Origin of the sequence: Rhizobium vallis, assembly GCF_003985155.1 — a bacterium.
GTDB classification, from domain to species: Bacteria; Pseudomonadota; Alphaproteobacteria; order Rhizobiales; family Rhizobiaceae; genus Rhizobium; species Rhizobium vallis.
Window position 1 is genome coordinate 156,890 of record NZ_ML133686.1, and the last position, 22,049, is coordinate 178,938.

Sequence of the window (22,049 nt, forward strand, 5' to 3'; positions counted from 1 at the left end):
ACATGACAGCTTCCGCTTACAGAGATCATCTCGGCCGTCCGATCGTCGCCGTCACGGGCATGGGCATCATCACCTCGCTCGGCCAGGGTCTTTCCGACAACTGGGCGGCCCTTTCTTCCGGTACGTCAGGCATCCACGCGATCAACCGCTTCCCGACCGAAGGCCTGTCGACGCGGATCGCCGGCACTGTCGATTTCATCGGCATTCCGGCGCCGAATGCGGTCGAACGCTCCTATGCCTTTGCGCGGGAAACGACGATCGAGGCGCTTGCCGATGCCGGCCTTTCCGGCGATTTCAACGGTCCGCTCTTCCTCGCTGCGCCGCCGATCGAGCCGGAATGGAGCGCGCGTTTCGAACTTGCCGACCGTTCGCCCGCATCGGAACGTCCCGGCGATGCTTATGAGCGTTTCCTGACGGCGCTACGCCAGCGGCCGGATCCCGCCTTCCACGAAGCGGCACTGTTCGGTGCGATTTCCGAGCGCCTTGCCGACCGGTTCGGCACGCGCGGCCTTCCCGTGACGCTGTCGACGGCCTGTGCATCGGGCGTCACCGCGATTCAACTCGGCATCGAGGCGATCCGCCAGGGCCGCACGACGCGGGCGCTGACGGTCGCGACCGACGGGTCGCTGAGCGCCGAGGCGCTGATCCGCTTCTCGCTGCTGTCAGCCCTCTCGACGCAGAACGATCCGCCGACCAAGGCCTCCAAGCCGTTCAGCAAGGATCGCGATGGCTTCGTCATCGCCGAGGGTGCTGCCACGCTGGTGCTGGAATCGCTGGAAGCAGCGGTTGCCCGCGGCGCCAAGGTTCTCGGTATCATGAAGGGCGCCGGCGACAAGGCCGACAGCTTCCATCGCACCCGGTCGTCGCCGGATGGCGCTCCGGCAATCGCAACGATCCGCGCGGCCCTTGCCGATGCCGGCATGAGCGAGGCCGATATCGGCTATATCAACGCGCACGGCACCTCGACGCCTGAAAACGACAAGATGGAATATGGCTCGATGTCTGCCGTCTTCGGCGAGAAGCTGGTCGGCATTCCTGTCTCATCCAACAAGTCGATGATCGGCCATACGCTGACGGCGGCGGGTGCGGTCGAGGCAGTGTTCTCTCTGCAGACCATGCTGACGGGAACGCTGCCGCCGACGATCAACTACACCAATCCCGATCCGTCGATCGTGCTCGATGTCGTGCCGAACAAGAAGCGGGAAGCCCAGGTTTCGGCCGTGCTTTCCAACTCCTTCGGTTTCGGCGGTCAGAATGCCAGCCTTGTCATGGCGCTCGAACCGGCTTAAGCGGTTCCCGACAATTTCAGGATAAGAAGACCGCCTAGAAGGCGAGGGATTTTGCCATGCGCGCTTTGCAACTGATCGACGACCGCAAGCTTGAAATCACCGACCTGCCGGAACCCGACGCCCCTGGCGCCGGCGAGGTGACGCTGCGCGTCAAGGCGGTGGCGCTCAACCATATCGACGTCTGGGGCTGGCGCGGCATGGCCTTTGCCAAGCGCAAGATGCCGCTGGTCATCGGTGCGGAAGCCTCCGGCGTCGTCGAAGCGATCGGCCCGGGCGTTGCGAACGTGCTGCCCGGTCAACTCGTCTCGATCTACGGCGCGCGCACCTGCGGCCTCTGCCGACCCTGCCGTGAAGGCCGCGACAATCTCTGCGAACATGTCTCCGGCGTGCACGGCTTCCATCTCGACGGCTTTGCGCAGGAGAAGGTGAACCTTCCCGCGCGTCTGCTCGTTCCGGCGCCTCCCGGTGTCGATGCGATCGGTGCAGCACTTGCGCCCGTCACCTTCGGCACGGTCGAGCACATGCTGTTCGACAATGCCAAGCTCGAACCCGGCGAAACGATCCTCGTTCATGCCGGTGGCTCGGGCATCGGCACGGCGGCGATCCAGCTTGCCAAGAAGATCGGCTGCACCGTCATCACCACCGTGGGTTCCGACGACAAGATCGAGAAGGCCAAGGCGCTTGGCGCCGATCACGTCATCAACTACCGCACCGACCGCTTCGAGGGCGTGGTGCGCAAGCTCACCAAGAAGAAGGGCGTCGACGTCGTCTTCGAACATGTCGGCAAGGATACCTGGGCGGGCTCGATGCTCTGCATGAAGCGCGGCGGGCGGCTCGTCACCTGCGGCTCGACCTCGGGCGTTTCTACCGAGATGAACCTGATGATGCTCTTCCAGCAGCAGCTGAAGCTGCTCGGCTCCTTCGGCTGCCGCATGGAGAACATGGCTGACGCCATGCAGAAGATGGGCCGCGGGCTCGTCCATCCGGTCATCGACACCGAAGTCAGCTTCGACGATATCGACCGGGCGCTGGAGCGAATGGAAACGCGCCAGATCTTCGGCAAGATCATCCTGAAGATGGATTGACCTCACGTGAAGCTGTTCATCACCCGGATCGTTCTGGCGCTCAGGAATTTCCAGCAATGGCTGGTAGCGCAGGTGATGTTCGGCTTCCTGAATTTCCTGAAGCTGTTTCCGGCCGATGGCGCCATCCGCTTCGCCGACGGGATGATGCGCCGCATCGGCCCGCGGACCCGCCGCCACCGGCTGATGCTGACCAATCTGCGCAACGCCTTTCCTGAGAAGAGCGAGGCCGAGATCGAGGAAATCGCGATCGGTAGCTGGGGAAACATGGGCCGGCTCGCCGCCGAATATGTCTTCCTCGACCAGCTCTTCGATTTCGATCCCGAGCAAACCGAGCCGGGCAGGGTGGAGGTGTCGGGCATTCCGACCTTCATCGACCTACGCGACAATCCGCGTCCCTTTATCGTCTTCACCGGCCATACCGCCAATTTCGAGCTTCTGCCGGTGGCGGCGGCTGCCTTCGGGATGACCGTGACCGTGCTTTTCCGGCCGCCGAACAATCCCTATATCGCCAAGAAGGTGTTCGATTTCAGGAGCGCGCGCATGGGCAAGCTGGTGCCCTCGCATGCCGGCTCATCCTTCGCACTCGCCCGCCAGCTGGAAGCGGGGCAGGGCGTGGGCGTTCTCGTCGATCAGAAGTTCCGCAAGGGACTGAAGGGCACCTTCTTCGGGCGTGATGTGAAGACCAACCCGCTGCTGCCGAAGCTGGTGCGCCAGTTCAACTGCGAGGTCTATCCCGCCCGCTGTATCCGGCTGCCCGGAAACCGCTACAGGCTGGAAATCGAGCCGCGGCTGGAAATGCCGCGCGATGCCAAGGGCAATCTCGACCTGCCGGCCGCTGCACAGCTGCTCAACGACAAGGTAGAAAGCTGGGTGCGCGAATATCCCGAACAGTGGCTCTGGTATCACGACCGCTGGCACATCAAGAAGACGCTTGCCTAGCGCGCGCCGCAATCTTTCAGATTCGCTCCGTTTGCTTCAGGTCGTTGTTTTTACACATGTCGTTACTGCAAAACGACTGCACAGTGTTGTGCGACATGCTCTCTTACAAAAGCCAACCCTTATTTATCAGCGGTGAAAAGCGGCAGGTGCGCTCGGATTGAAACGGAGTACGCTTCATGTTACCCGTCACCACCAAGACGCGAATAAAGTCCATCACAGGGCGTATTTTTTGCTAAGCGCAGCCGTGGCTGGTTTCGGGCTCGTCTCTTGGGAAATGGGAGTTGGGGGCGTCTTGCTGGAGCTTTTTCGAGCCTTTTCCTTGCGTTGCACGCAAATAGAGGAAGCCATACGCCTGGGTGACGACCAGCGCGTCACGGCGCTCGACCGCCATGTCGAGCCGCTGGTCGAGGCCATCCTTGCCTGTCGGGCAGACAATCTGCTCGAAGTCTATATGCAACTTCAGTTTGTAAGCCATCTCATTGCCCGGGACGCCGATGACAGTGCGAGCGTTGCCGAGCACACGACGGTGCTTTCCTACCTGCTCGAGCGCTATTTCGGCACGCATGCGCCGGACTGGCGGCCCTCGCCGCAGGACGTGCGCATCGAGCCGCCGGCGGCCTATGTGCCGGATACCGATAACGGCCAGTTCCTCAACGCGGCGATTCTAGAAAGCCTGCCGGATCGCGTCGCGGTGCTGACCCGGGACTATCGCTATCTCTATTCCAATCCGGCAAACAGCGCCCATCTGAACCGGAAGCCGATGGAACTGATCGGCCGCCATGTTTCCGAATTCATCGGCGAGGAGCGGTTTGCGCAATGCGCCAAGCAGAAGCTCGACGCTTGTTTTGCCGGCGAGCAGATCGACTATGTCTATGAGCGGCCGACCGAAGATGCCGGACCGCGGCAGGTGCGCTGCCGCATGTCGCCGCTGCGGGATGCAAGCGGCACGGTGATCGGCGCGCTGCTCGTCATGGAAGACCTCGGTCGGTAACCGAAGGCTGACATCCGCGCCCCTATGCGCTCGCCCAGACCGCAAGTTCGTAACCGTCACGGTCGAGGAAATGGAAGCGGCGGCCGCCGGGGAAATCGGTAATCGGCCGGCAGATCGTGCCTCCGGCCTTCTCGACCGAAGTCAACACCTCTTCCAGATCCCTGGCATAGACGACGACAAGCGGGCCGCCCGGCCGCACGGGGCCGAAATCGGTGAAGCCGCCCTTCAGCCGGCCATCGTCGAATTCGCAGTAGTTCGGGCCGTAATCGGTAAAGCGCCAGCCGAAAGCGGAGCCGTAAAAGGCTTTGGCGGCGGCGATATCGGCGACGTTGAATTCGACATAATCGATGCGGCGATCGTGGTTTTCGGTCTTTTCTGCCATCTATCTCTCCATCAGGGCTTTCAACATGGCGAGATCCTTCTCGACATGGGCGGCATCCGCCAGAAACTGTGCGTCGGTCATGCCGGGCAGCCGCAGCAGCGTGAACATGACCTCGCAGCCATCGCCGTTCGGCACGATGCGGAGCGCATTATAGACCCTTAAACCGGACGCGATCGTCACCGTATGGTCGATCACGCCGAATTCATTGGGCGGCACGAAGCTCACCTTGACGCTGCCGAGAGCGCCGTGGGCGATCCAGTCGGCGCCATCGGGATCGAGGCCGCTCGCAAGGCCGGAGGCCCAGAGCGGCATGTTCTCGGGCTTGCCGGCGAACTCATAGACGTCGCGCCAATCGCGCTCGATGGACCGGTGGATGATTTTCGCAGGCATTGTCGGCATGGCTCGCAGGTCCTTCGCATCTGGTGTGCCTGGAATAACAGACCGGCCGGCTGCGTCTTGAACAAAACGGTCAGCCGGATGTTTTTCGCATGCCGAGCTGATCGAGAATGACAGCGGGCGTCAGCGTCGAGAGGTCGCCGACCTCGCGCGTCATATGGGCCTGGTCGGCAAAACCCGCTTCGAGCGCAAGACGGGCGAGCGGCATTGTGTCCGAACTGCGGCATAAGCCGAGGAAACGCTGGAACCGGCGGATCCGTTCCAGCGTCTTGGCGCCGTATCCGAAATGATGGTGGCAGCGGCGGCGCAGCTGCCTCTCGCTTATGCCGAGCAAGCCTGAGGCCGGGCGGCCGCCGCCAGCGGCGGCAAAGATCACGGCGGCATCCACAGTGGGCGCCTCTTCATCGTTTGCGGCTTCTTCGAGCAGACGGCCGAACTGCATCGCGGCGGCGGCTGGGTCCGAGCAATCCTGAAGTCGCGCCTCGAATTCGGCGGTGTCTTTCCGGCCGATGTCGGCGAGGGGCACCGAGAGGCCGACCAGTGCCGAGAGCGGCGTCTTCAGCCAGGATGCTGCAGCACCTGGCGCAAACCGCGCGCCGATGACGGTGGTGCCTGGCCGGATGACGGGAAAAGCCGCTGTCCTGTCGGGGCCGGCGACGACTAGGCGATCGCCGATCCAGAGGAGGTCGCAATAACCGTCCGGTACGATCGCCACCTTTGCCGGCGGCCCGTCGCGGAGCGCATGCGACCAGAGGCGGCTGAAATGGCGTCGCAGCGCCGGCGGCGGGGCGAATTCGCGGTAGCGGCCGGCGCTCGCCGCGAGCATGGCCGTTTCTTTTCGTTGTTCCGGTGCCAATGCGAGATCTCCCGAGGCGCCGATGATACCATGAGATCGGGCGTTGCGGGCACGTCGAGTGCGAAAATTTGACGCTTGCCGCTCTCACCGCGATCGGCGGTTGTCGGACAAGTCGGCTCATCAAAGCTGAATTTCATCGGCTTTTGCGAACCGATTAGACCCTTGCCAGACTTGCCGTTTGATCGAGACAGTGCCACAACACCGGTCCAAATGACACATCGGAGGTTTGTCGTGGAAAAGGCAGAAATCGGACTGATCGGCCTTGCGGTCATGGGCTCCAACCTGGCGCTCAACATCGCGGAGAAAGGCAATAAAATCGCGGTCTTCAACCGCACGCCGGAGAAAACCGACGAATTCTACGAAAGCGCCGGCGATCTGAAGAAGCAGATCATTCCCTGCAAGACGATCGAGGAGTTCGTCGATGCGATCCGGCCGCCGCGCCCGATCATCATCATGATCAAGGCGGGTGATGCCGTCGACCAGCAGATGGAGCTGCTGCGCCCGCATTTGTCCAAGGGCGACATCATGATCGATGCCGGCAACGCCAATTTCCGCGACACCGTCGCCCGCTTCGACCGCCTGAAGAATACCGATCTGACCTTCATCGGCATGGGCGTATCCGGCGGCGAGGAAGGTGCGCGCCACGGCCCGTCGATCATGGTCGGCGGCACCGAGGAATCCTGGAAGCGCGTCGAGAAGGTGCTGACCTCGATTGCCGCCCGCTACAATGACGAGCCTTGCGTCGCCTGGCTCGGCGATGACGGCGCCGGCCACTTCGTCAAGACCATCCATAACGGCATCGAATATGCCGACATGCAGATGATCGCCGAAATCTACGGCATCCTGCGCGACGGCCTCGGCAAGAGCGCTTCCGATATCTCCGGCATTTTCGGCGAATGGAACAAGGGCCGGCTGAACTCCTACCTGATCGAGATTTCCGAAAAGGTGCTTGCCGCCAACGACCCTGTCTCGGGTGGCCCGATGGTCGACATGATCCTCGACAAGGCCGGCCAGAAAGGCACCGGCAAATGGTCTGCGATCGAAGCGCAGAACATGGGTATTCCGGCGACGGCGATCGAAGCCGCGGTCGCCGCCCGCAGCATCTCCTCGATGAAGTCTCAGCGCGAAGCCGCCGAGAAGATCTTCGGCACCCAGGCCGTGTCTTTCCCGATCGCCTACGGCCCGGAGCTCAACAAGGATCTGGAACTGGCGCTCTTCGCCGCCAAGATCGGCGCCTATGCGCAGGGCTTCGCTGTGATGGCGGAAGCGTCGCGCGAGTTCAATTGGTCGCTGCCGATGCCGACGATCGCCCGCATCTGGCGCGCCGGCTGCATCATCCGCTCGCAGTTCCTCGACGAGATCACCTCGGCCTTCACCAAGGCTCCTGATGCCGCGAACCTGATCGTCACGCCGGCCTTCTCCGAGATGGTCAAGGAATCCATCCCGGCGCTTCGCCGCGTCGTCGCTGCCGCCATTTCGGCCGGCCTGCCCGTGCCGGCGCTGACCTCGGCGCTCACCTATTTCGACGCCTACCGCCAGGGCAGGGGAACGGCAAACCTCATCCAGGCCCAGCGCGACTTCTTCGGCGCCCACGGCTTCGACCGTCTCGACGGCAAGGACTTCCATCACGGCCCTTGGGGCAGCGGTGCTTCGACCTTCTGAGGTTTGCCGAGAAGACATCGAGGAAGCCCGGCCGTCGTGCCGGGCTTTTTCGTGGGGCGCGTCTGGCTGGAAAGGGTAGGATTTAATCGTGTTCCGTGCGATAAGTATGCTGAGATGAGAGGTATTCCATGCGAACAACCCAATCCCTAAGCATCACCTTGCCTATCGAAATGGCTGAAATGGTCAAGGCTAAGGTCGCCTCGGGCGAGTATGCCACCGAAAGCGAAGTTATTCGCGATGGGCTACGCACCCTTGCGGCGCGCGATGCCGCGGTGGAGCGCTGGCTTCGTGAAGAGGTTGCACCTGTCTACGATGAGCTTAAGGCTCATCCTGAGAGGACAGTATCCCTTGATGATGCCTTCGAAGGTTTCAACAAGCGCATCAAATCCATCGCAGCCAAGACCAAATAATGAAATACGCCGTCAGGCTGAGTGCCGCCGCTCAACGCGACGTCGATGCGCTGTTGGACTACCTCGTGCCGGTGGCAGGAGAGGTTATTGCGCAAAGCTATGTCGCGCGCCTTCAAGCTTTTTTGAAAGGTTTTCAAATCTTTCCTCAGCGAGGAACGGTTCGGGACGAGATTCGTGATGGCCTAAGGATTGTCGGCTTTGAGCGCAGCCTGAGTATCGCTTTTATCGTCGAAGGAGAAACGGTCTATATCCTCAGGATCTTATCTGGCGGACAGGAGCTGCGCCTTTACGAGGAATGAGCCTTGGACCATCTCGGGCTGGGGGGCACACCAACCTGGGCAGCAGAAAGCGATGACATGTCCGAAACGGGCGCGATTACCCTTCGAACCGAGCGGCTTAGGCTCCGGATGCCTGACATCGATGATTTTGCGGCATACGCGCAACTAATGGCCTCGCCGCGATCGGTCGGCATGGGCGGCCCGTTCGACCTGCGGGCATCCTGGGGGATGTTCTGTCACGACATCGCACTCTGGCAGCTTTTCGGACATGGGGCGCTGATGGTCGATCTTGCCGAAACCGGTAAATGCGTCGGCCAGGTGGGGATCAATCATGGGCCGCTCTTTCCGGAGAGGGAGTTGGGCTGGTTCGTTTACGATGGGTATGAGGGCCGGGGCTATGCGACCGAAGCGGCTTCCGCGTTGCGTGACTGGGCCTTCGCGACGCTCAAGCTGCCGTCGCTCGTCAGCTATATCGCGCCCGGCAATGCTGCATCCGTTGCCGTTGCGGAACGGCTGGGGGCGCGTCTCGATCCTGCAGCGCCACGAACCGATCCTGCCGATCTCGTCTATCGTCACGTCGCTTCCTGAGCCATGCTCACGGGCCGACGAGCGGTTGGTGGCAGATGGCTCAATCCCTATATGTTGATCAAGAAATGGGGACAGCGGATGATGGTCACGAAGCGGGAACATTGGGACGAAGTCTACCGCACGAAAGCTGCCAACAGCGTCAGCTGGTACCAGCCGACCCCGGAGCCTTCGCTCAGGGCGCTTGAGGAGTTGCAACTGCCGGCCACCGCAGCGCTGATTGACGTCGGCGGCGGCGCGTCGAGCCTTGCCGATCGCCTCCTCGAGCGCGGCTGGTTCGACCTCACCATTCTCGATATTGCCGCGCCGGCATTGGATGTCGCCAAGGCGCGGTTGCAGGGTGATGCCGGCCGGGTCGCCTGGATCGTGGCCGATGTCACCGAATGGCGACCCGGCCGGCGCTATGATGTTTGGCACGACCGCGCCGTTTTTCATTTCCTCACCGAGCCGGAGCAGCGGCTCGCCTATCGCCATGCGCTCGAAACCGGCACGGCGCCGGGCAGCGTCGTCATCATCGCGACCTTCGCACCTGACGGACCGGAACGCTGCAGCGGTTTGCCGGTCCAGCGTTATGACGCAGCCGCCCTCGCGGTGGAATTCGGCTCCGCCTTCGCGCTCGAACGCGACTGGCGGGAAGAGCACACGACGCCCGGCGGAGGCCGGCAGTGGTTTCAGTGGTGCGTTTTCAGGAGGCGCTGAACGCTTGGTTCAGCCTGCCCGACCGGCGCGCGCCATGCCGTGGTCCACCAATCGGTCGATGATCTCGGCGTAGCTGATGCCGCTTGCCGCCATCGCTTTGGAATACATGCTGATGTCGGTGAAGCCGGGAATGGTGTTGAGCTCGTTGATGACGAAGCGCATGTCCGGCGTCAGGAAAAAATCGACACGCGCCATGCCGTCGCAGCCGACGGCCCGGAAGGCTTTGGCGGCCGCATCGCGCATGGCAGTTTCGACCTCCGGCGGCAGGTCAACCGGCACTTTCAGCGCCGCGCCATTCTCATCGACATATTTGGCGTCGTAATTGTAGAAACCATGGCTTTCCGCTGGCACGATTTCGCCCGGCCGGGAGACGAAAAGCTCGCCTGTCGTATCCTCGAGTACGCTGAATTCGATCTCGCGGCCGACGATGAATTCCTCGGCGAGCAGCGTGCGGTCGTGGCGGAAGCCTCCGGCGAGGGCTGCTGCAAATTCCTGGCTGGCATGGACCTTGGCGACGCCGACGGAGGAACCCTGGCGCGCCGGCTTGATGAATAGCGGCAGGCCGAGTTCAGCTTCGAGCGCGGCGAATGAATGAACGGCGCCATCATGGATTGTCACGGCGTGTGCCACCGGCAGGCCAGCCGCTCTGAGCAGGCGCTTGGCGATATCCTTGTCGAGCGCTGCGGCAGAGCCGAGGATGCCGCAGCCGGCGAGCGGCACGCGCGCCACCTCGGCCACACCCTGCACCGATCCATCTTCGCCATGCGGGCCGTGCAGCACGGGAAAGAGGATGTCGATCCCTCGAAGCTCATGCGGCGCGCCGTGGGCCGCGATCGCCAGCATTCGGCCGCGGCCGCCCGGGACGAGGCAGATTTCCGTGCCTGACGAAGGTGTCGCCAGCGCGCCGTCCTCGAAGCTGCTCAGCAGCCATTGCCCCTCGCGGGTGATGAAGACGGGGACGGCGTCATATCTTTCGGGATTGAGCGCGCCCATGACATTCGTTGCCGAAAGGATCGAAACCTCGTGCTCGGCCGAGCGGCCGCCGAAGAGCACGGCGATGCGCAGCCTGTTGGGAGAAGGGGTCATGAAACCTCCTGATGATCTGCTGTTGAAAGGGTCAGGCTTCGATCGATATGCCGCGACCCGCAAAGAAACGATCGAAGACGGCAAGGGGAAGTGTGACGTCGGCCTGGCTCGCCTCGTCATGGCCGGACGGATTGTGGAAGCGGATCGTCTCCGGCGAAGCAGCCGTTACCAGCACGAGATGCCCGCCCTTCGAGGGTGGCTCGCGCTCCGGCCAGCGGATGCCCGAATTCACCGAGGCGATGAAGAAGCGCCGCTTCGACAGGAGATCGGGAATGGCGGATGTTGTAACCCCGGTCATTGTCTCGGCGCCGAGCCCGAAGCGCTCGCTGACGAAGCGAACGAAGGGCGCGTAGATCAGCCCCTTAATCGAGGCGTCGATTTCGTTGACGACGTAACCGCCATAGGCAGTGCAGGCGCGGGCAAGCTCGAGGGTCGGATGGATCTCGCCGCGCGCGGCAAGGATCATCTTCAGGCAGGCCATGCCGCAGACATTCACCGCCCAGCGCGCATATTCCTCGATCGTGTCGGCTCCCGAATGGCGCCACAGCGGATCGCCGAGCAGCGCCTGCGTTCCCTCGGCAAGCACCGGCAGCGTCATGCCCGGTGTTTCCCATTGGCTGAAATAAGGCACGCCGCTCTGTTGCATTCTATCGATATCCCCCGTGGCTCGTCTGTGAGATGGCTGGCAATCTTGGCTTTTTCGGGCCTATGGCCACTTGCATCCATGAGATCATGCTTGGCAGAGAGGCACCGCGGGATCTGTCTGATCATATGGAGTGTGCTTGAGAGACTTGTTGGGATGTGCCAACCTTTCCCTCCGTCATTCCTGTGACGAGCACAGGAATGACGGAGGAGAGATTAGCGCTTCTGAGGGGCGCGGAAGGAGGTGTTCCCGCTCCAAATCCGCCTACCTGCCGCCCTCCGGCCAGACCGGCTGGCTGATGCTCTGGAGCAGTTCCGGCTCCACCCCGTCGATGCGGGCGATGACGGCTTTGGCCATTTCGCGGCCGGCCTGACGCACGTCTTCCTGGGCAGTGATGATCTCGGGGCGGATCCAGTTGAGGATTGGCACGGATTGCTTGGAGACCATGTCGAGATCGCGGCCGACCGCCTTGCCGGCGGCCTCGATGCCGGCATTGACGGCGATGGCCGCGCTGCCGGCCGAACAGACGATGCCGTCGGGAGCGTTCCCCGAGCGCATCATCACCTCGACGACGTCGCGGATGTCGGCAAGCGGGGCGTCGGTGTTGACGCGCAGCGGCACTTCCTCGGCGCCGTAATCGTGCAGGCCGGTCTGGAAGCCGATACGGATATGGGCGTAATAGGTGAGCTTGCTCGGCGGCTGCAGCAGGGCAATGCGCCGCCGGCCGCGCTTGACGAGCTTTTCCACCGCCTGATGGGCGAAAGCCTCGTTGTCGAAATCGTGGAAGGGATGCGTGAGACCGGCATCGGTGCGCCCATGCGTGGCAAAGGGCATGCCGCGCTCGGTCAAGAGCCGCACGCGCGGATCATCCGGCTCGATGCGCGAAATGATGACGCCATCGGCCGAGCCGGTGTCGAGAATATAGCGCACCGGCAGCATCGGGTCCTTGCTGTGGGAATGCGGCGTGACGACGATATGATAGGGGGTACCGGACAGGACTTCGGAGATGCCGAAGACCATCTGGCTCGAGAAGCCCATGATCTCCTCATCGATGCTGAGGACGAGGGCAATCACGTTGGTTTTGCCGGTGCGCAGGCGCACACCCGCCCTGTTCGGCTGGTAGCCGAGCTGGCGGGCGACCATGCGCACCCGCTCCTTGGTTTCCGCCCCGATGTCAGGCGCATCCTTCAGCGCGCGCGACACCGTCGTCACACCAAGGCCGGTCATGAAGGCGATCGTCTTCAGTGTCGGGCGCTCGCGCGTCACCGGCGCCGATGCCGCTTGTCCGAAATTTCCCTTGTTTTCCATCCCTGTAGGCCGCCCTGCGCGAATTGGTCTCGCTTATAGAGGCTTTTTCAGGCGCCGTAAGCCCGCCGCCTGCCAAAATCGCGCCTCCCTGAAGAAGTCAATCTGTAACGATACAGTAGAAATGTCGAGCGCTTTTTCTTGTGTGCGTCGCAACATCATCCGCATAGGTTGAATCGGCGATTTTTACTCGGTTTTTCCGCACCTGCGAAAGCCGTGATATATGAGGCGAAATTGTGAATCGATATTTATCGTGGAGTATCAATTTATTACATCTATATCGCATATGCGAGAAAGCCTCTCTGGCCGCCGATTGAGCGGGTGTGGTGGCCCGATCAGAAACAGTCAGAAGTAGCAATCTCGATCTTTAAGGAAAAATTTACAGGCGGGCAGTTGCGTGTGGAAATCGATTGATCTAAGTTTTTCCGGCAACGTTTCAGTGAGGGAGGAGAACTCATGAAAATCCGTATGATGGCGGCCATGCTTGCCGCTTCGGCAGCGCTTCCGCTTGGTGCCGCCAACGCCACCGATCTCGAAGTCACGCATTGGTGGACGTCCGGCGGTGAAGCCGCAGCCGTCGCCGAGCTGGCAAAGGCATTCGACGCCACCGGTAACCACTGGGTCGACGGCGCTATCGCCGGTTCCGGCGGCACCGCCCGTCCGATCATGATCAGCCGCATCACCGGCGGCGACCCGATGGGCGCCACCCAGTTCAACCACGGCCGCCAGGCCGAGGAGCTCGTTCAGGCCGGCCTGATGCGTGACCTCACCGATGTCGCCACAGCCGAGCACTGGAAGGACATCATCCGTCCGTCGAGCCTGCTCGATTCCTGCACGATCGACGGCAAGATCTACTGCGCTCCCGTCAACATCCACTCCTGGCAGTGGCTGTGGCTTTCGAACGCCGCCTTCAAGAAGGCGGGCGTTGCGGTTCCGAAGAACTGGGACGAGTTTGTCGCCTCCGCTCCGGCCCTTGAAAAGGCAGGCATCATTCCGCTCGCCGTCGGCGGCCAGCCGTGGCAGGCGACAGGCGCCTTCGACGTGCTGATGGTTGCTGTTGCCGGCAAGGACGTCTTCAACAAGGTATTCAAGGACAAGGACGCCACGGTGGCAGCCGGCCCCGAGATCGCCAAGGTCTTCAAGGCCGCCGACGACGCCCGCAAGATGTCCAAGGGCAGTAACGTCCAGGACTGGAACCAGGCGACCAACCTCGTCATCACGGGCAAGGCCGGCGGCCAGATCATGGGTGACTGGGCGCAGGGCGAATTCCAGGTCGCCAAGCAGGTCGCCGGCAAGGATTATACCTGCCTGCCGGGCCTCGGCGTGAACGAAATCATCTCGACCGGTGGTGACGCCTTCTACTTCCCGCTGCTGAAGGATGAGGAAAAATCCAAGGCGCAGGCCGTGCTCGCCAAAACCCTGCTCGATCCCAAGACCCAGGTTGCCTTCAACCTGAAGAAGGGCTCGCTGCCGGTTCGTGCCGACGTCGATCTCGCCGCCGCCAACGACTGCATGAAGAAGGGTCTCGATATCCTGGCGAAGGGCAACGTGATCCAGGGAACCGACCAGCTGCTTTCGGCCGACAGCCAGAAGCAGAAGGAAGACCTCTTCTCCGAATTCTTCGCCAATCCGTCGATGACGCCGGAAGACGCGCAGAAGCGTTTTGCCAAGATCATCGCTTCGGCTGACTGATCGGCAGATTTGCTGCCCTTGCGATCCGGCTCTTCGGGGCCGGATCCTCCCGGCGGATTCCGGGGCAGGGACGGAAGACGGCCATTACCGGTCGTAGCTGCGATGTGAGGAGATGTGTTCATGACGGGTCAAGCGCAAGCAGGCCGGCCAAACAAGTTACTGCGCAATCTGAATGCCAAGATTGCATCCATCCCGATGATCCTGACAGCGCTGGTGATTTTTGTCGGCGGCACGTTCTGGACGGTCTTTTATTCCTTTACGAATTCCAAGCTACTTCCGCGGCTGAGCTTTGTCGGCATCGATCAGTATGAGCGCCTCTGGGCGGCGCCGCGATGGGTGACGGCGATCGAGAACCTTGCCCTCTACGGCATCCTCTCGCTGATCTTCAGCCTGGTCATCGGCTTCTTGCTCGCCGCGCTGATGGACCAGAAGATCCGTTTCGAAAACACCTTCCGAACCATCTTTCTCTATCCCTTCGCGCTGTCCTTCATCGTGACGGGCCTCGTCTGGCAATGGATTCTGAACCCGGAATTCGGCGTGCAATCGGTGGTGCGCTCGCTCGGCTGGACGAGCTTCACATTCAATCCGCTGTATACGCCCGAGATCGTCATCTACGGCATCCTGATCGCGGCGCTCTGGCAGGGAACGGGGCTCGTCATGTGCCTGATGCTCGCCGGTCTGCGCGGCATCGATGAGGATATCTGGAAGGCCGCGCGCGTCGACGGCATTCCGATGTGGAAGACCTATCTCCTCATCGTCATCCCGATGATGCGGCCGGTCTTCATCACGACGATCGTCATCATCGCCTCCGGCATCGTCAAGGTCTACGACCTCGTCGTGGCGCAGACATCGGGCGGTCCCGGTATCTCCTCGGAAGTGCCGGCAAAATACGTCTACGACTACATGTTCCAGGCACAGAACCTGGGGCAGGGCTTCGCCGCATCGACCATGATGCTGGTTACGGTCGCGATCATCATCGTTCCGTGGGCCTATCTCGAATTCGGAGGAGGGCGCAAACGTGGCTAATATCGAGACCCTCAACACCACTGCAGCCGGCATCGACGCGGTCGCGCCGAGGCTCGGCGAAGGCCCAAGGGGGCAGAAGCCGCGCCGTGCGCTGTCGGCGCGCAATATCATGCTCTACGGCACGCTTGGTGTGGCTGCACTTTATTATCTGCTGCCGCTCTACGTGATGGTCGTGACATCGCTGAAGGGCATGCCGGAAATCCGTCTTGGCAACATCTTCTCGCCGCCTATGGAAATCACCTTCGAACCGTGGGTGAAGGCCTGGGCGGAGGCCTGCACCGGCCTCAACTGCGATGGCCTGTCGCGCGGTTTCTGGAATTCGGTGCGCATCACGGTGCCGTCGGTGATCATCTCGATCGCCATCGCCTCGGTGAACGGCTATGCGCTGGCAAACTGGCGCTTCAAGGGATCCGAGCTGTTCTTCTCGATCCTCATCATCGGCGCGTTCATTCCCTATCAGGTGATGATCTATCCGATCGTCATCATCCTGCGCGAAATCGGCATCTACGGCACGCTGACTGGCCTCGTCATCGTGCATTCGATCTTCGGCATGCCGATCCTGACGCTGCTCTTCCGCAACTACTTCGTGTCGCTGCCGGAAGAACTGTTCAAGGCGGCGCGTGTCGACGGGGCGGGATTCTGGCAGATCTTCCTGCAGATCATGCTGCCCATGTCGCTGCCGATCTTCGTCGTCGCGATGATCCTGCAGGTGACCGGCATCTGGAACGACTTCCTGTTCGGCGTGGTCTTCACCCGGCCGGATACCTATCCGATGACCGTGCAGCTCAACAACATCGTCAATTCCGTTCAGGGCGTGAAGGAATACAACGTCAACATGGCAGCAACGATCCTCACCGGCCTGGTGCCGCTGATCGTCTATTTCGTCTCCGGACGGCTTTTCGTTCGCGGCATCGCCGCCGGCGCAGTGAAGGGGTGATCACATGAACATGAATTCCACTGTCTCCAATGCGAGCGTCTCGATCAAGGATCTGTCGCTGAACTTCGGATCGGTCAGCGTGCTGAAGGATCTCAACCTCGACATCAACGACGGCGAGTTCCTGGTGCTGCTCGGCTCGTCGGGCTGCGGCAAGTCGACCTTGCTCAACTGCATCGCCGGCCTGCTCGACGCTTCCGAAGGGCAGATCTTCATCAAGGGCAAGAACGTCACCTGGGAGGAGCCGAAGGACCGCGGCATCGGCATGGTCTTCCAGTCCTATGCGCTCTATCCGCAGATGACGGTCGAGAAGAACCTCTCCTTCGGCCTTCGCGTCGCCAAGGTGCCGCAGGCCGAGATCGACAAGCGCGTGGCGCGCGCGGCCGAGATCCTGCAGATCCAGCCGCTTCTGAAGCGCAAGCCGGCCGAACTTTCCGGCGGCCAGCGCCAGCGCGTGGCGATCGGCCGTGCTTTGGTGCGTGACGTCGACGTCTTCCTCTTCGACGAGCCGCTGTCCAACCTCGACGCCAAGCTGCGCTCGGAACTGCGCGTCGAAATCAAGCGCCTGCACCAGTCGCTAGAGAACACGATGATCTACGTCACCCATGACCAGATCGAAGCGCTGACGCTTGCGGACCGCATCGCCATAATGAAGAGCGGCATCATCCAGCAGCTCGACGACCCGACGACGATCTACAACAGGCCGCGCAATCTCTTCGTTGCCGGCTTCATCGGGTCGCCGTCGATGAACTTCCTGCGCGGCGAACTGATCCAATCAGGCGACGGCATTGCCTTTAGGGCCAACGGCGTCAACTTCTCGCTCGCCGGATACGACGCAAGCGAGACGCTGCAGCCCGGCCGCAAGGTGGTGCTCGGCGTTCGTCCCGAGCATATTAAGGTCAACGAGAATACCGGCGGCGAAGAACATGACGCTACCGTCGACATCGAGGAGCCGATGGGCGCCGACAATCTTCTGTGGCTGAAACATGCCGGCCACACGATGTCGGTCCGCGTCAACGGCGCGCGCCGCTTCAGTGTCGGCGCCAAGGTGAAGCTCAGCTTCGACATGACTGTTGCCTCGGTGTTCGATGCCGAGAGCGAGTTGCGTCTCTAACGAGTTCTGCGGGCGGGGTCGGCAACGACACCGCCCTATCTTCCACACGGCCATTAGGCCAGCATTTCGGTCGCTGTCCGGTTTGCCCGGTCATCCCAAGAGCGGCCTTCGGGACAGTATCATGACATCCTTGCCGAAGAACGGTTCCAACATCGACCTTTCCGGTTCGTGGCAGCTTACCTCCGTCGACGGCGAAGTCCGCACCGCGATTGCGTTGCCCGGCGACGTACATACCGCACTCCATCGCGCAGGACTGATCCCCGATCCCTATTTCGGCCGCAACGAGGAGAAGGTGCAGTGGGTCGCCGAGCGTGAATGGGCGGTCGATCGTAGCTTCACGCTGCAGGAGGTCGAGGGCGATTGGTATCTCGATATCGACTATCTCGATACGGTCGCGAGCGTCTACGTCAACGGCTTTCTGGCGCTCGAAGCCGATAACAGCTTCCGCCGCTACCGGCCCGATGTCTCGAGCATGCTGAAAGCAGGCGATAACTCCATCCGTATCGTCTTTGCCTCCAGCGTTGCCGTCGCTGCAGCGCGGCAGAAGCAGCAGCCCTTCTACATTCCCTACAGCACCGGCAATTCGCCGATCCCCGACGGCAACATGCTGCGCAAGGCGCAATGCCATTTCGGCTGGGACTGGAACATCGCGATTGCGCCGCTCGGGCTTTACGGCACGATCGCGCTGCGCAAGCTGGAGACGGCGCGCATCGAACATGTCGTTACCCGTCAGACCCACAACAACGATGGCTCGGTCGATCTTGTGGTCACGGCGAGCCTGTTTTCCAAGCATGCCGGCGTCGCTCAGGTTTATTTCGATCTCGACGACGAGCGCGTGCGCCTCGATGTCGGCGTCAAGGGCGAGACTGATGTCAACCATCTCTTTCATATCGACGAGCCGCGCTTGTGGTGGCCTTCCGGCAGCGGCGAGCAGGCGCTCTACGCGCTTTCCGTCGAACTGTCCGATGAGGTGGTGACCAAGCAGATCGGCCTTCGCACCATCGAGCTGATCACCACGCCTGATGCAGCAGGCAGCCGCTTCGCCTTCAAGGTCAACGGCCGCGAGATCTTCTGCCGCGGCGCCAACTGGATTCCGGCCGACGCGCTCTATTCGCTCTCTTCGCCTGAGAAAACCGAGGATCTGCTGCAATCGGCAAAAGCCGCCAACATGAACATGATCCGTGTCTGGGGCGGCGGTTTCTACGAGCAGGATCATTTCTACGATCTCTGCGACCGGCTCGGCCTCATGGTCTGGCAGGACTTCATGTTCGCCTGCAACCTCTATCCCTCGACCGAGGACTTTCTCGACAATGTGGCGATCGAGGTCGATTACCAGGTGCGCAGGCTCTCCTCGCATCCCTCGATCGCGCTCTGGTGCGGCGATAACGAACTTGTGGGCGCGCTCACCTGGTTCGAGGAATCGCGCAAAGACCGCGACCGCTACCTCGTCTCCTACGATCGCCTCAACCGCACGATCGAGCAGGCGGTGAAGAAGGCGCTGCCCGGCGCGCTCTGGTGGCCGTCGAGCCCGGCATCCGGCTATCTCGATTTCGGCGATGCCTGGCATGCCGATGGCTCCGGCGACATGCATTACTGGTCGGTCTGGCACGAGAACAAGTCGTTCGACAATTATCGCTCGGTGCGCCCACGCTTCTGCTCGGAATTCGGCTTCCAGTCCTATACGTCGCTGCCCGTGATCAAGACCTATGCCGAGGCGAAGGACATGAACGTCGCTTCCCCCGTGATGGAACTGCACCAGAAGAATGCCGGCGGCAACGAGCGCATCGCCGGTACGATGTTCCGCTATTTCCGCTTCCCCAAGGATTTCCCGAACTTCGTCTATCTCAGCCAGATCCAACAGGGGCTCGCGATCAAGACGGCTGTGGAATACTGGCGGTCGCTCAAACCGCATTGCATGGGCACGATTTACTGGCAGCTGAACGACACCTGGCCAGTGGCCTCCTGGTCGAGCCTCGATTATGGCGGCCGCTGGAAGGCGATGCATTATCTCGTCAAGCGCTTCTTCCAGCCGGTGGCGGTCGCCGCCATCCCTTCCGAGGATGGCAAGACGATCCGCTTCTCGCTTGTCAATGACACGCTTGCCGATGTCAGCATCGATCTTTCGATCTCGCTCCTGACGATGAAGGGCGAGCGGAAGCACCTGAAAGACGTGCAGGCGGTCTGCTCACCGGATGCCGCGGTGACGGCTGCGACGATCGATGTGTCCGAGATTTCAGAGGGAACGCTGCTTGCCTGGCATTTCACCGCGTCGAACGGCATGGGCGGCGAGGGGCACTATGTCAACGGCACCTACAAGGCGCTGGAGCTCGAGCCCGCTGGGCTGACGGTCACCCACGAATATGTCGAGGCGAGCGGCACGGTCGACATCAACGTCACCGCCAGGGGACTTGCGCTCTTCGTGATGATCGAAAGCGAGACGGACGGCAAATATTCCGACAATGCCTTCGATCTTGCATCAGGCGAGAGCCGCCGCATCACCTTCACGCCGGCGCAGCCGCTTGACCATGGCAAACTGCCGGAGTTCCGGTTCTACGACCTGCATTCCTGCCAATCGGCGGATTGATCCTTCCAAGAAATGGGCGCGAGGCCCAAGGAGAATATGATGACGAAACTCAGCTACCAGCTCTACAGCGCGCGCAATTTCCCGCCTTTGTCGGCGATCTTTGAAAAGCTCGGCAAGGCCGGCTACGGCGAAGTCGAAGGTTTCGGCGGCATCTATGCCGAGCTTGATGAAGCCGGCCTGAAGAGCCTGCGCGCCGATCTCGACAAGAACGGCCTTGTCATGGCGACAGGCCATTTCAGCCCCGATTTCCTCGACGGCAGTGTCGAGAAGTCGCTGCAGATCGCCAAAATCCTCGGCATGGATTCGATCTACGCGCCGCACCTGATGCCCGACCAGCGCCCGACCGATGCCGCCGGCTGGCTCGCCTTCGGCAAGCGCCTGCGGGAAATGAGCAAGCCCTACAAGGATGCGGGCTATGAATTCGGCTGGCACAATCACGACTTCGAATTCGTGAAGCTCTCCGACGGTTCGCTGCCGATCGAGCGCATCTTCGAAGGCGCTCCCGACATTACCTGGGAAGCGGATATCGCCTGGGTCGTTCGCGGCGGCGCTGACCCCTACGCCTGGGTCGAGAAGCTCGGGGACCGCATCAGCGCCGTGCACGTCAAGGACATTGCGCCGGCAGGCGAAGCCACGGATGAAGGCGGCTGGGCCGATGTCGGCCACGGCACGATCGGCTGGGCCAAGCTGCTTCCGGTCGTCAAGGCGAAGACCAAGGCCAAGCATTTCGTCGTCGAACATGACAACCCGAAGGATATCGATCGCAACATCAGCCGCTCGATCGCATCCTTCCAGACCTATTGAGGCACATCATGACCAGGGAACTTGGCGTCGGCATCATCGGATGCGGCAACATCTCCACCACGTACTTCTCGCTCGCACCGCTCTTCAAGGGGCTGAAGGTGCTCGCCTGCGCCGATATCAACGCGCAGGCCGCCGAGGCCCGCGCCAAGGAATATGGCGTCAAGGCACAGACGATCGAGGAGCTTCTCGCCAATGACGAGATCGACGTCGTCGTTAATCTGACGATCCCGGATGCGCATTTTCCGGTATCGAAGAGAATCCTCGAGGCCGGCAAACACGTCTATTCGGAAAAGCCGCTGGTGCTTACGCTGGAGCAGGGGGAAGAGCTTCGCCGCATTGCCAAGGCGAAGAGCCTTGCCGTCGGCTGCGCGCCGGACACTTTCCTCGGCGGCGCCCACCAGCTCGCCCGCAAGTTCATCGACGACGGCGGCATTGGCCGGGTGACCTCGGGCGCCTGCTACGTCATGAGCCCGGGCATGGAGATGTGGCATCCGAATCCGGATTTCTTCTTCCTGCCGGGCGGCGGCCCGATCCTCGATCTCGGACCGTATTACGTCGCCAACCTGATCAACCTGATCGGCCCGGTGAAGCGCGTCGGCGCCATGACCTCGATGGCGTCGGAGACCCGCACCATCACCAGCCAGCCGCGCCACGGCGACATCATCCCTGTGAAGACACCGACGACGATCCAGGCGCTGCTCGAATTCGTCAGCGGCGCCACGGTGACGCTGTCGGCAAGCTGGGACGTGTGGTCGCATCGCCATGCCAATATGGAGCTCTACGGCACCGACGGCTCGCTCTATGTGCCGGACCCGAACTTTTTCGGCGGCGTGGTCGAGGCGAGCGGCCGCGACAAGGACATCAAGCCGCTGGAAGCTTGGGAGCATCCGTTCGGCAAGATCAACCAGGAAAGCCCGAACGGGTCGCGCGCCAACTACCGCACGGCCGGCCTTGCCGACATGGTGATGTCGCTGATCGAGGGGCGTGACGCGCGCTGCTCGCTCGACCGCACGCTGCACGGCGTCGACGTTATGACCTCGATCCTGAAGTCGGGCGAGGAGGGTCGCTTCATCGATCTTTCGACGACCTGCACGCAGCCGGCGGCGCTTGGGATCGAAGAGGCGCAGGCGCTGTTGCGGTGATAGGATATCGCCTGGGGTCTCCTGATCGCCAGGTGCCCTCCGAACGTCATCCTCGGCCTTGTGCCGAGGATCTGCAAACCAGACAGCGAATGCTCGGCACCTATAGGTCGCGAGCACGCTTGAAATCGTCAAGTACTCGCGCGTTCG

22 protein-coding genes are annotated in these 22,049 nt (G+C 61.8%); 16 read left to right on the top strand and 6 right to left on the bottom strand.

The window, feature by feature from the left end; genetic code table 11:
• Positions 1-2 precede the first annotated feature (2 nt).
• The 4 genes from EFQ99_RS00805 (at position 3) to EFQ99_RS00820 (ending at position 4,304) form a co-directional block, all read left to right on the top strand.
• The gene (locus EFQ99_RS00805) at positions 3-1,289 is read left to right on the top strand and encodes a beta-ketoacyl-ACP synthase (protein WP_126918768.1); all 1,287 of its coding nucleotides are present in this window, start codon (positions 3-5) and stop codon (positions 1,287-1,289) included.
• A 56-nt stretch (positions 1,290-1,345) separates the two neighbouring features.
• Entirely contained in the window at positions 1,346-2,374 is a 1,029-nt protein-coding gene (locus EFQ99_RS00810; RefSeq protein WP_113320662.1) for a zinc-binding dehydrogenase, read from the top strand.
• Between the two features lie 6 nt (positions 2,375-2,380).
• Positions 2,381-3,313: a lipid A biosynthesis lauroyl acyltransferase gene (locus EFQ99_RS00815; protein WP_126918769.1), complete on the top strand. Its 933-nt coding sequence runs from the start codon at positions 2,381-2,383 to the stop codon at positions 3,311-3,313.
• Between the two features lie 292 nt (positions 3,314-3,605).
• On the top strand, positions 3,606-4,304 hold the full coding sequence (locus EFQ99_RS00820) for a PAS domain-containing protein (RefSeq protein ID WP_208722706.1): 699 nt from the start codon (positions 3,606-3,608) through the stop codon (positions 4,302-4,304).
• Between the two features lie 22 nt (positions 4,305-4,326).
• Here the strand turns inward: EFQ99_RS00820 and EFQ99_RS00825 are convergent, their stop codons facing one another.
• From EFQ99_RS00825 to EFQ99_RS00835, 3 genes are all read right to left on the bottom strand, one after another.
• Complete coding sequence (locus tag EFQ99_RS00825) at positions 4,327-4,686, bottom strand: VOC family protein (protein ID WP_126918770.1); 360 nt, start codon at positions 4,684-4,686, stop codon at positions 4,327-4,329.
• Positions 4,687-5,085 carry an SRPBCC family protein gene (locus EFQ99_RS00830; RefSeq protein WP_126918771.1) on the bottom strand — a complete coding sequence of 133 codons (399 nt, stop codon included), beginning with the start codon at positions 5,083-5,085 and terminating at the stop codon, positions 4,687-4,689.
• 70 nt (positions 5,086-5,155) lie between these two features.
• Complete coding sequence (locus tag EFQ99_RS00835; protein WP_126918772.1) at positions 5,156-5,938, bottom strand: helix-turn-helix domain-containing protein; 783 nt, start codon at positions 5,936-5,938, stop codon at positions 5,156-5,158.
• A gap of 210 nt (positions 5,939-6,148) precedes the next feature.
• Here EFQ99_RS00835 and gndA point away from each other — a divergent pair, with 210 nt between their 5' ends.
• The 5 genes from gndA (at position 6,149) to EFQ99_RS00860 (ending at position 9,572) form a co-directional block, all read left to right on the top strand.
• A complete protein-coding gene (gene gndA / locus EFQ99_RS00840) occupies positions 6,149-7,600 on the top strand; it encodes an NADP-dependent phosphogluconate dehydrogenase (RefSeq protein ID WP_208722707.1) in 1,452 nt (483 codons plus the stop codon).
• A 128-nt stretch (positions 7,601-7,728) separates the two neighbouring features.
• Positions 7,729-8,010, top strand: coding sequence for a ribbon-helix-helix domain-containing protein (locus EFQ99_RS00845; RefSeq protein WP_126918774.1), 282 nt, complete (start codon positions 7,729-7,731; stop codon positions 8,008-8,010).
• Positions 8,010-8,309 (top strand): type II toxin-antitoxin system RelE/ParE family toxin, encoded by a 300-nt coding sequence (locus tag EFQ99_RS00850; protein WP_126918775.1) that lies wholly within the window; start codon positions 8,010-8,012, stop codon positions 8,307-8,309. The genes EFQ99_RS00845 and EFQ99_RS00850 overlap by 1 nt, the downstream gene beginning before the upstream one ends.
• 57 nt (positions 8,310-8,366) lie before the next feature.
• Positions 8,367-8,876 carry a GNAT family N-acetyltransferase gene (locus EFQ99_RS00855; RefSeq protein ID WP_126918776.1) on the top strand — a complete coding sequence of 170 codons (510 nt, stop codon included), beginning with the start codon at positions 8,367-8,369 and terminating at the stop codon, positions 8,874-8,876.
• A gap of 78 nt (positions 8,877-8,954) precedes the next feature.
• Positions 8,955-9,572 (top strand): class I SAM-dependent methyltransferase, encoded by a 618-nt coding sequence (locus EFQ99_RS00860; RefSeq protein WP_126918777.1) that lies wholly within the window; start codon positions 8,955-8,957, stop codon positions 9,570-9,572.
• Positions 9,573-9,581: 9 nt separating this feature from the next.
• On the opposite strand, the gene EFQ99_RS00865 is transcribed toward EFQ99_RS00860, so the two are convergent.
• The 3 genes from EFQ99_RS00865 to EFQ99_RS00875 all read right to left on the bottom strand — a co-directional run bounded on the left by EFQ99_RS00865 (position 9,582) and on the right by EFQ99_RS00875 (position 12,609).
• Positions 9,582-10,658 carry a D-alanine--D-alanine ligase family protein gene (locus tag EFQ99_RS00865; protein ID WP_126918778.1) on the bottom strand — a complete coding sequence of 359 codons (1,077 nt, stop codon included), beginning with the start codon at positions 10,656-10,658 and terminating at the stop codon, positions 9,582-9,584.
• 31 nt (positions 10,659-10,689) lie between these two features.
• Positions 10,690-11,304 carry a C39 family peptidase gene (locus tag EFQ99_RS00870; protein ID WP_126918779.1) on the bottom strand — a complete coding sequence of 205 codons (615 nt, stop codon included), beginning with the start codon at positions 11,302-11,304 and terminating at the stop codon, positions 10,690-10,692.
• Positions 11,305-11,565: 261 nt separating this feature from the next.
• Entirely contained in the window at positions 11,566-12,609 is a 1,044-nt protein-coding gene (locus EFQ99_RS00875; RefSeq protein WP_126918780.1) for a LacI family transcriptional regulator, read from the bottom strand.
• A 453-nt stretch (positions 12,610-13,062) separates the two neighbouring features.
• Here EFQ99_RS00875 and EFQ99_RS00880 point away from each other — a divergent pair, with 453 nt between their 5' ends.
• The 7 genes from EFQ99_RS00880 (at position 13,063) to EFQ99_RS00910 (ending at position 21,902) form a co-directional block, all read left to right on the top strand.
• Positions 13,063-14,298: an ABC transporter substrate-binding protein gene (locus tag EFQ99_RS00880; RefSeq protein WP_126918781.1), complete on the top strand. Its 1,236-nt coding sequence runs from the start codon at positions 13,063-13,065 to the stop codon at positions 14,296-14,298.
• Positions 14,299-14,418: 120 nt separating this feature from the next.
• Positions 14,419-15,324 carry a carbohydrate ABC transporter permease gene (locus EFQ99_RS00885; RefSeq protein WP_126918782.1) on the top strand — a complete coding sequence of 302 codons (906 nt, stop codon included), beginning with the start codon at positions 14,419-14,421 and terminating at the stop codon, positions 15,322-15,324.
• Entirely contained in the window at positions 15,317-16,261 is a 945-nt protein-coding gene (locus EFQ99_RS00890; RefSeq protein ID WP_126918783.1) for a carbohydrate ABC transporter permease, read from the top strand. The genes EFQ99_RS00885 and EFQ99_RS00890 overlap by 8 nt, the downstream gene beginning before the upstream one ends.
• 4 nt (positions 16,262-16,265) lie before the next feature.
• Positions 16,266-17,372 carry an ABC transporter ATP-binding protein gene (locus EFQ99_RS00895; protein ID WP_126918784.1) on the top strand — a complete coding sequence of 369 codons (1,107 nt, stop codon included), beginning with the start codon at positions 16,266-16,268 and terminating at the stop codon, positions 17,370-17,372.
• Between the two features lie 121 nt (positions 17,373-17,493).
• Complete coding sequence (locus EFQ99_RS00900) at positions 17,494-19,956, top strand: beta-mannosidase (RefSeq protein WP_126918785.1); 2,463 nt, start codon at positions 17,494-17,496, stop codon at positions 19,954-19,956.
• A gap of 39 nt (positions 19,957-19,995) precedes the next feature.
• Entirely contained in the window at positions 19,996-20,760 is a 765-nt protein-coding gene (locus EFQ99_RS00905; protein ID WP_126919562.1) for a sugar phosphate isomerase/epimerase family protein, read from the top strand.
• Positions 20,761-20,768: 8 nt separating this feature from the next.
• Positions 20,769-21,902 carry a Gfo/Idh/MocA family protein gene (locus tag EFQ99_RS00910; protein ID WP_126918786.1) on the top strand — a complete coding sequence of 378 codons (1,134 nt, stop codon included), beginning with the start codon at positions 20,769-20,771 and terminating at the stop codon, positions 21,900-21,902.
• The last annotated feature ends 147 nt before the right edge of the window (positions 21,903-22,049 follow it).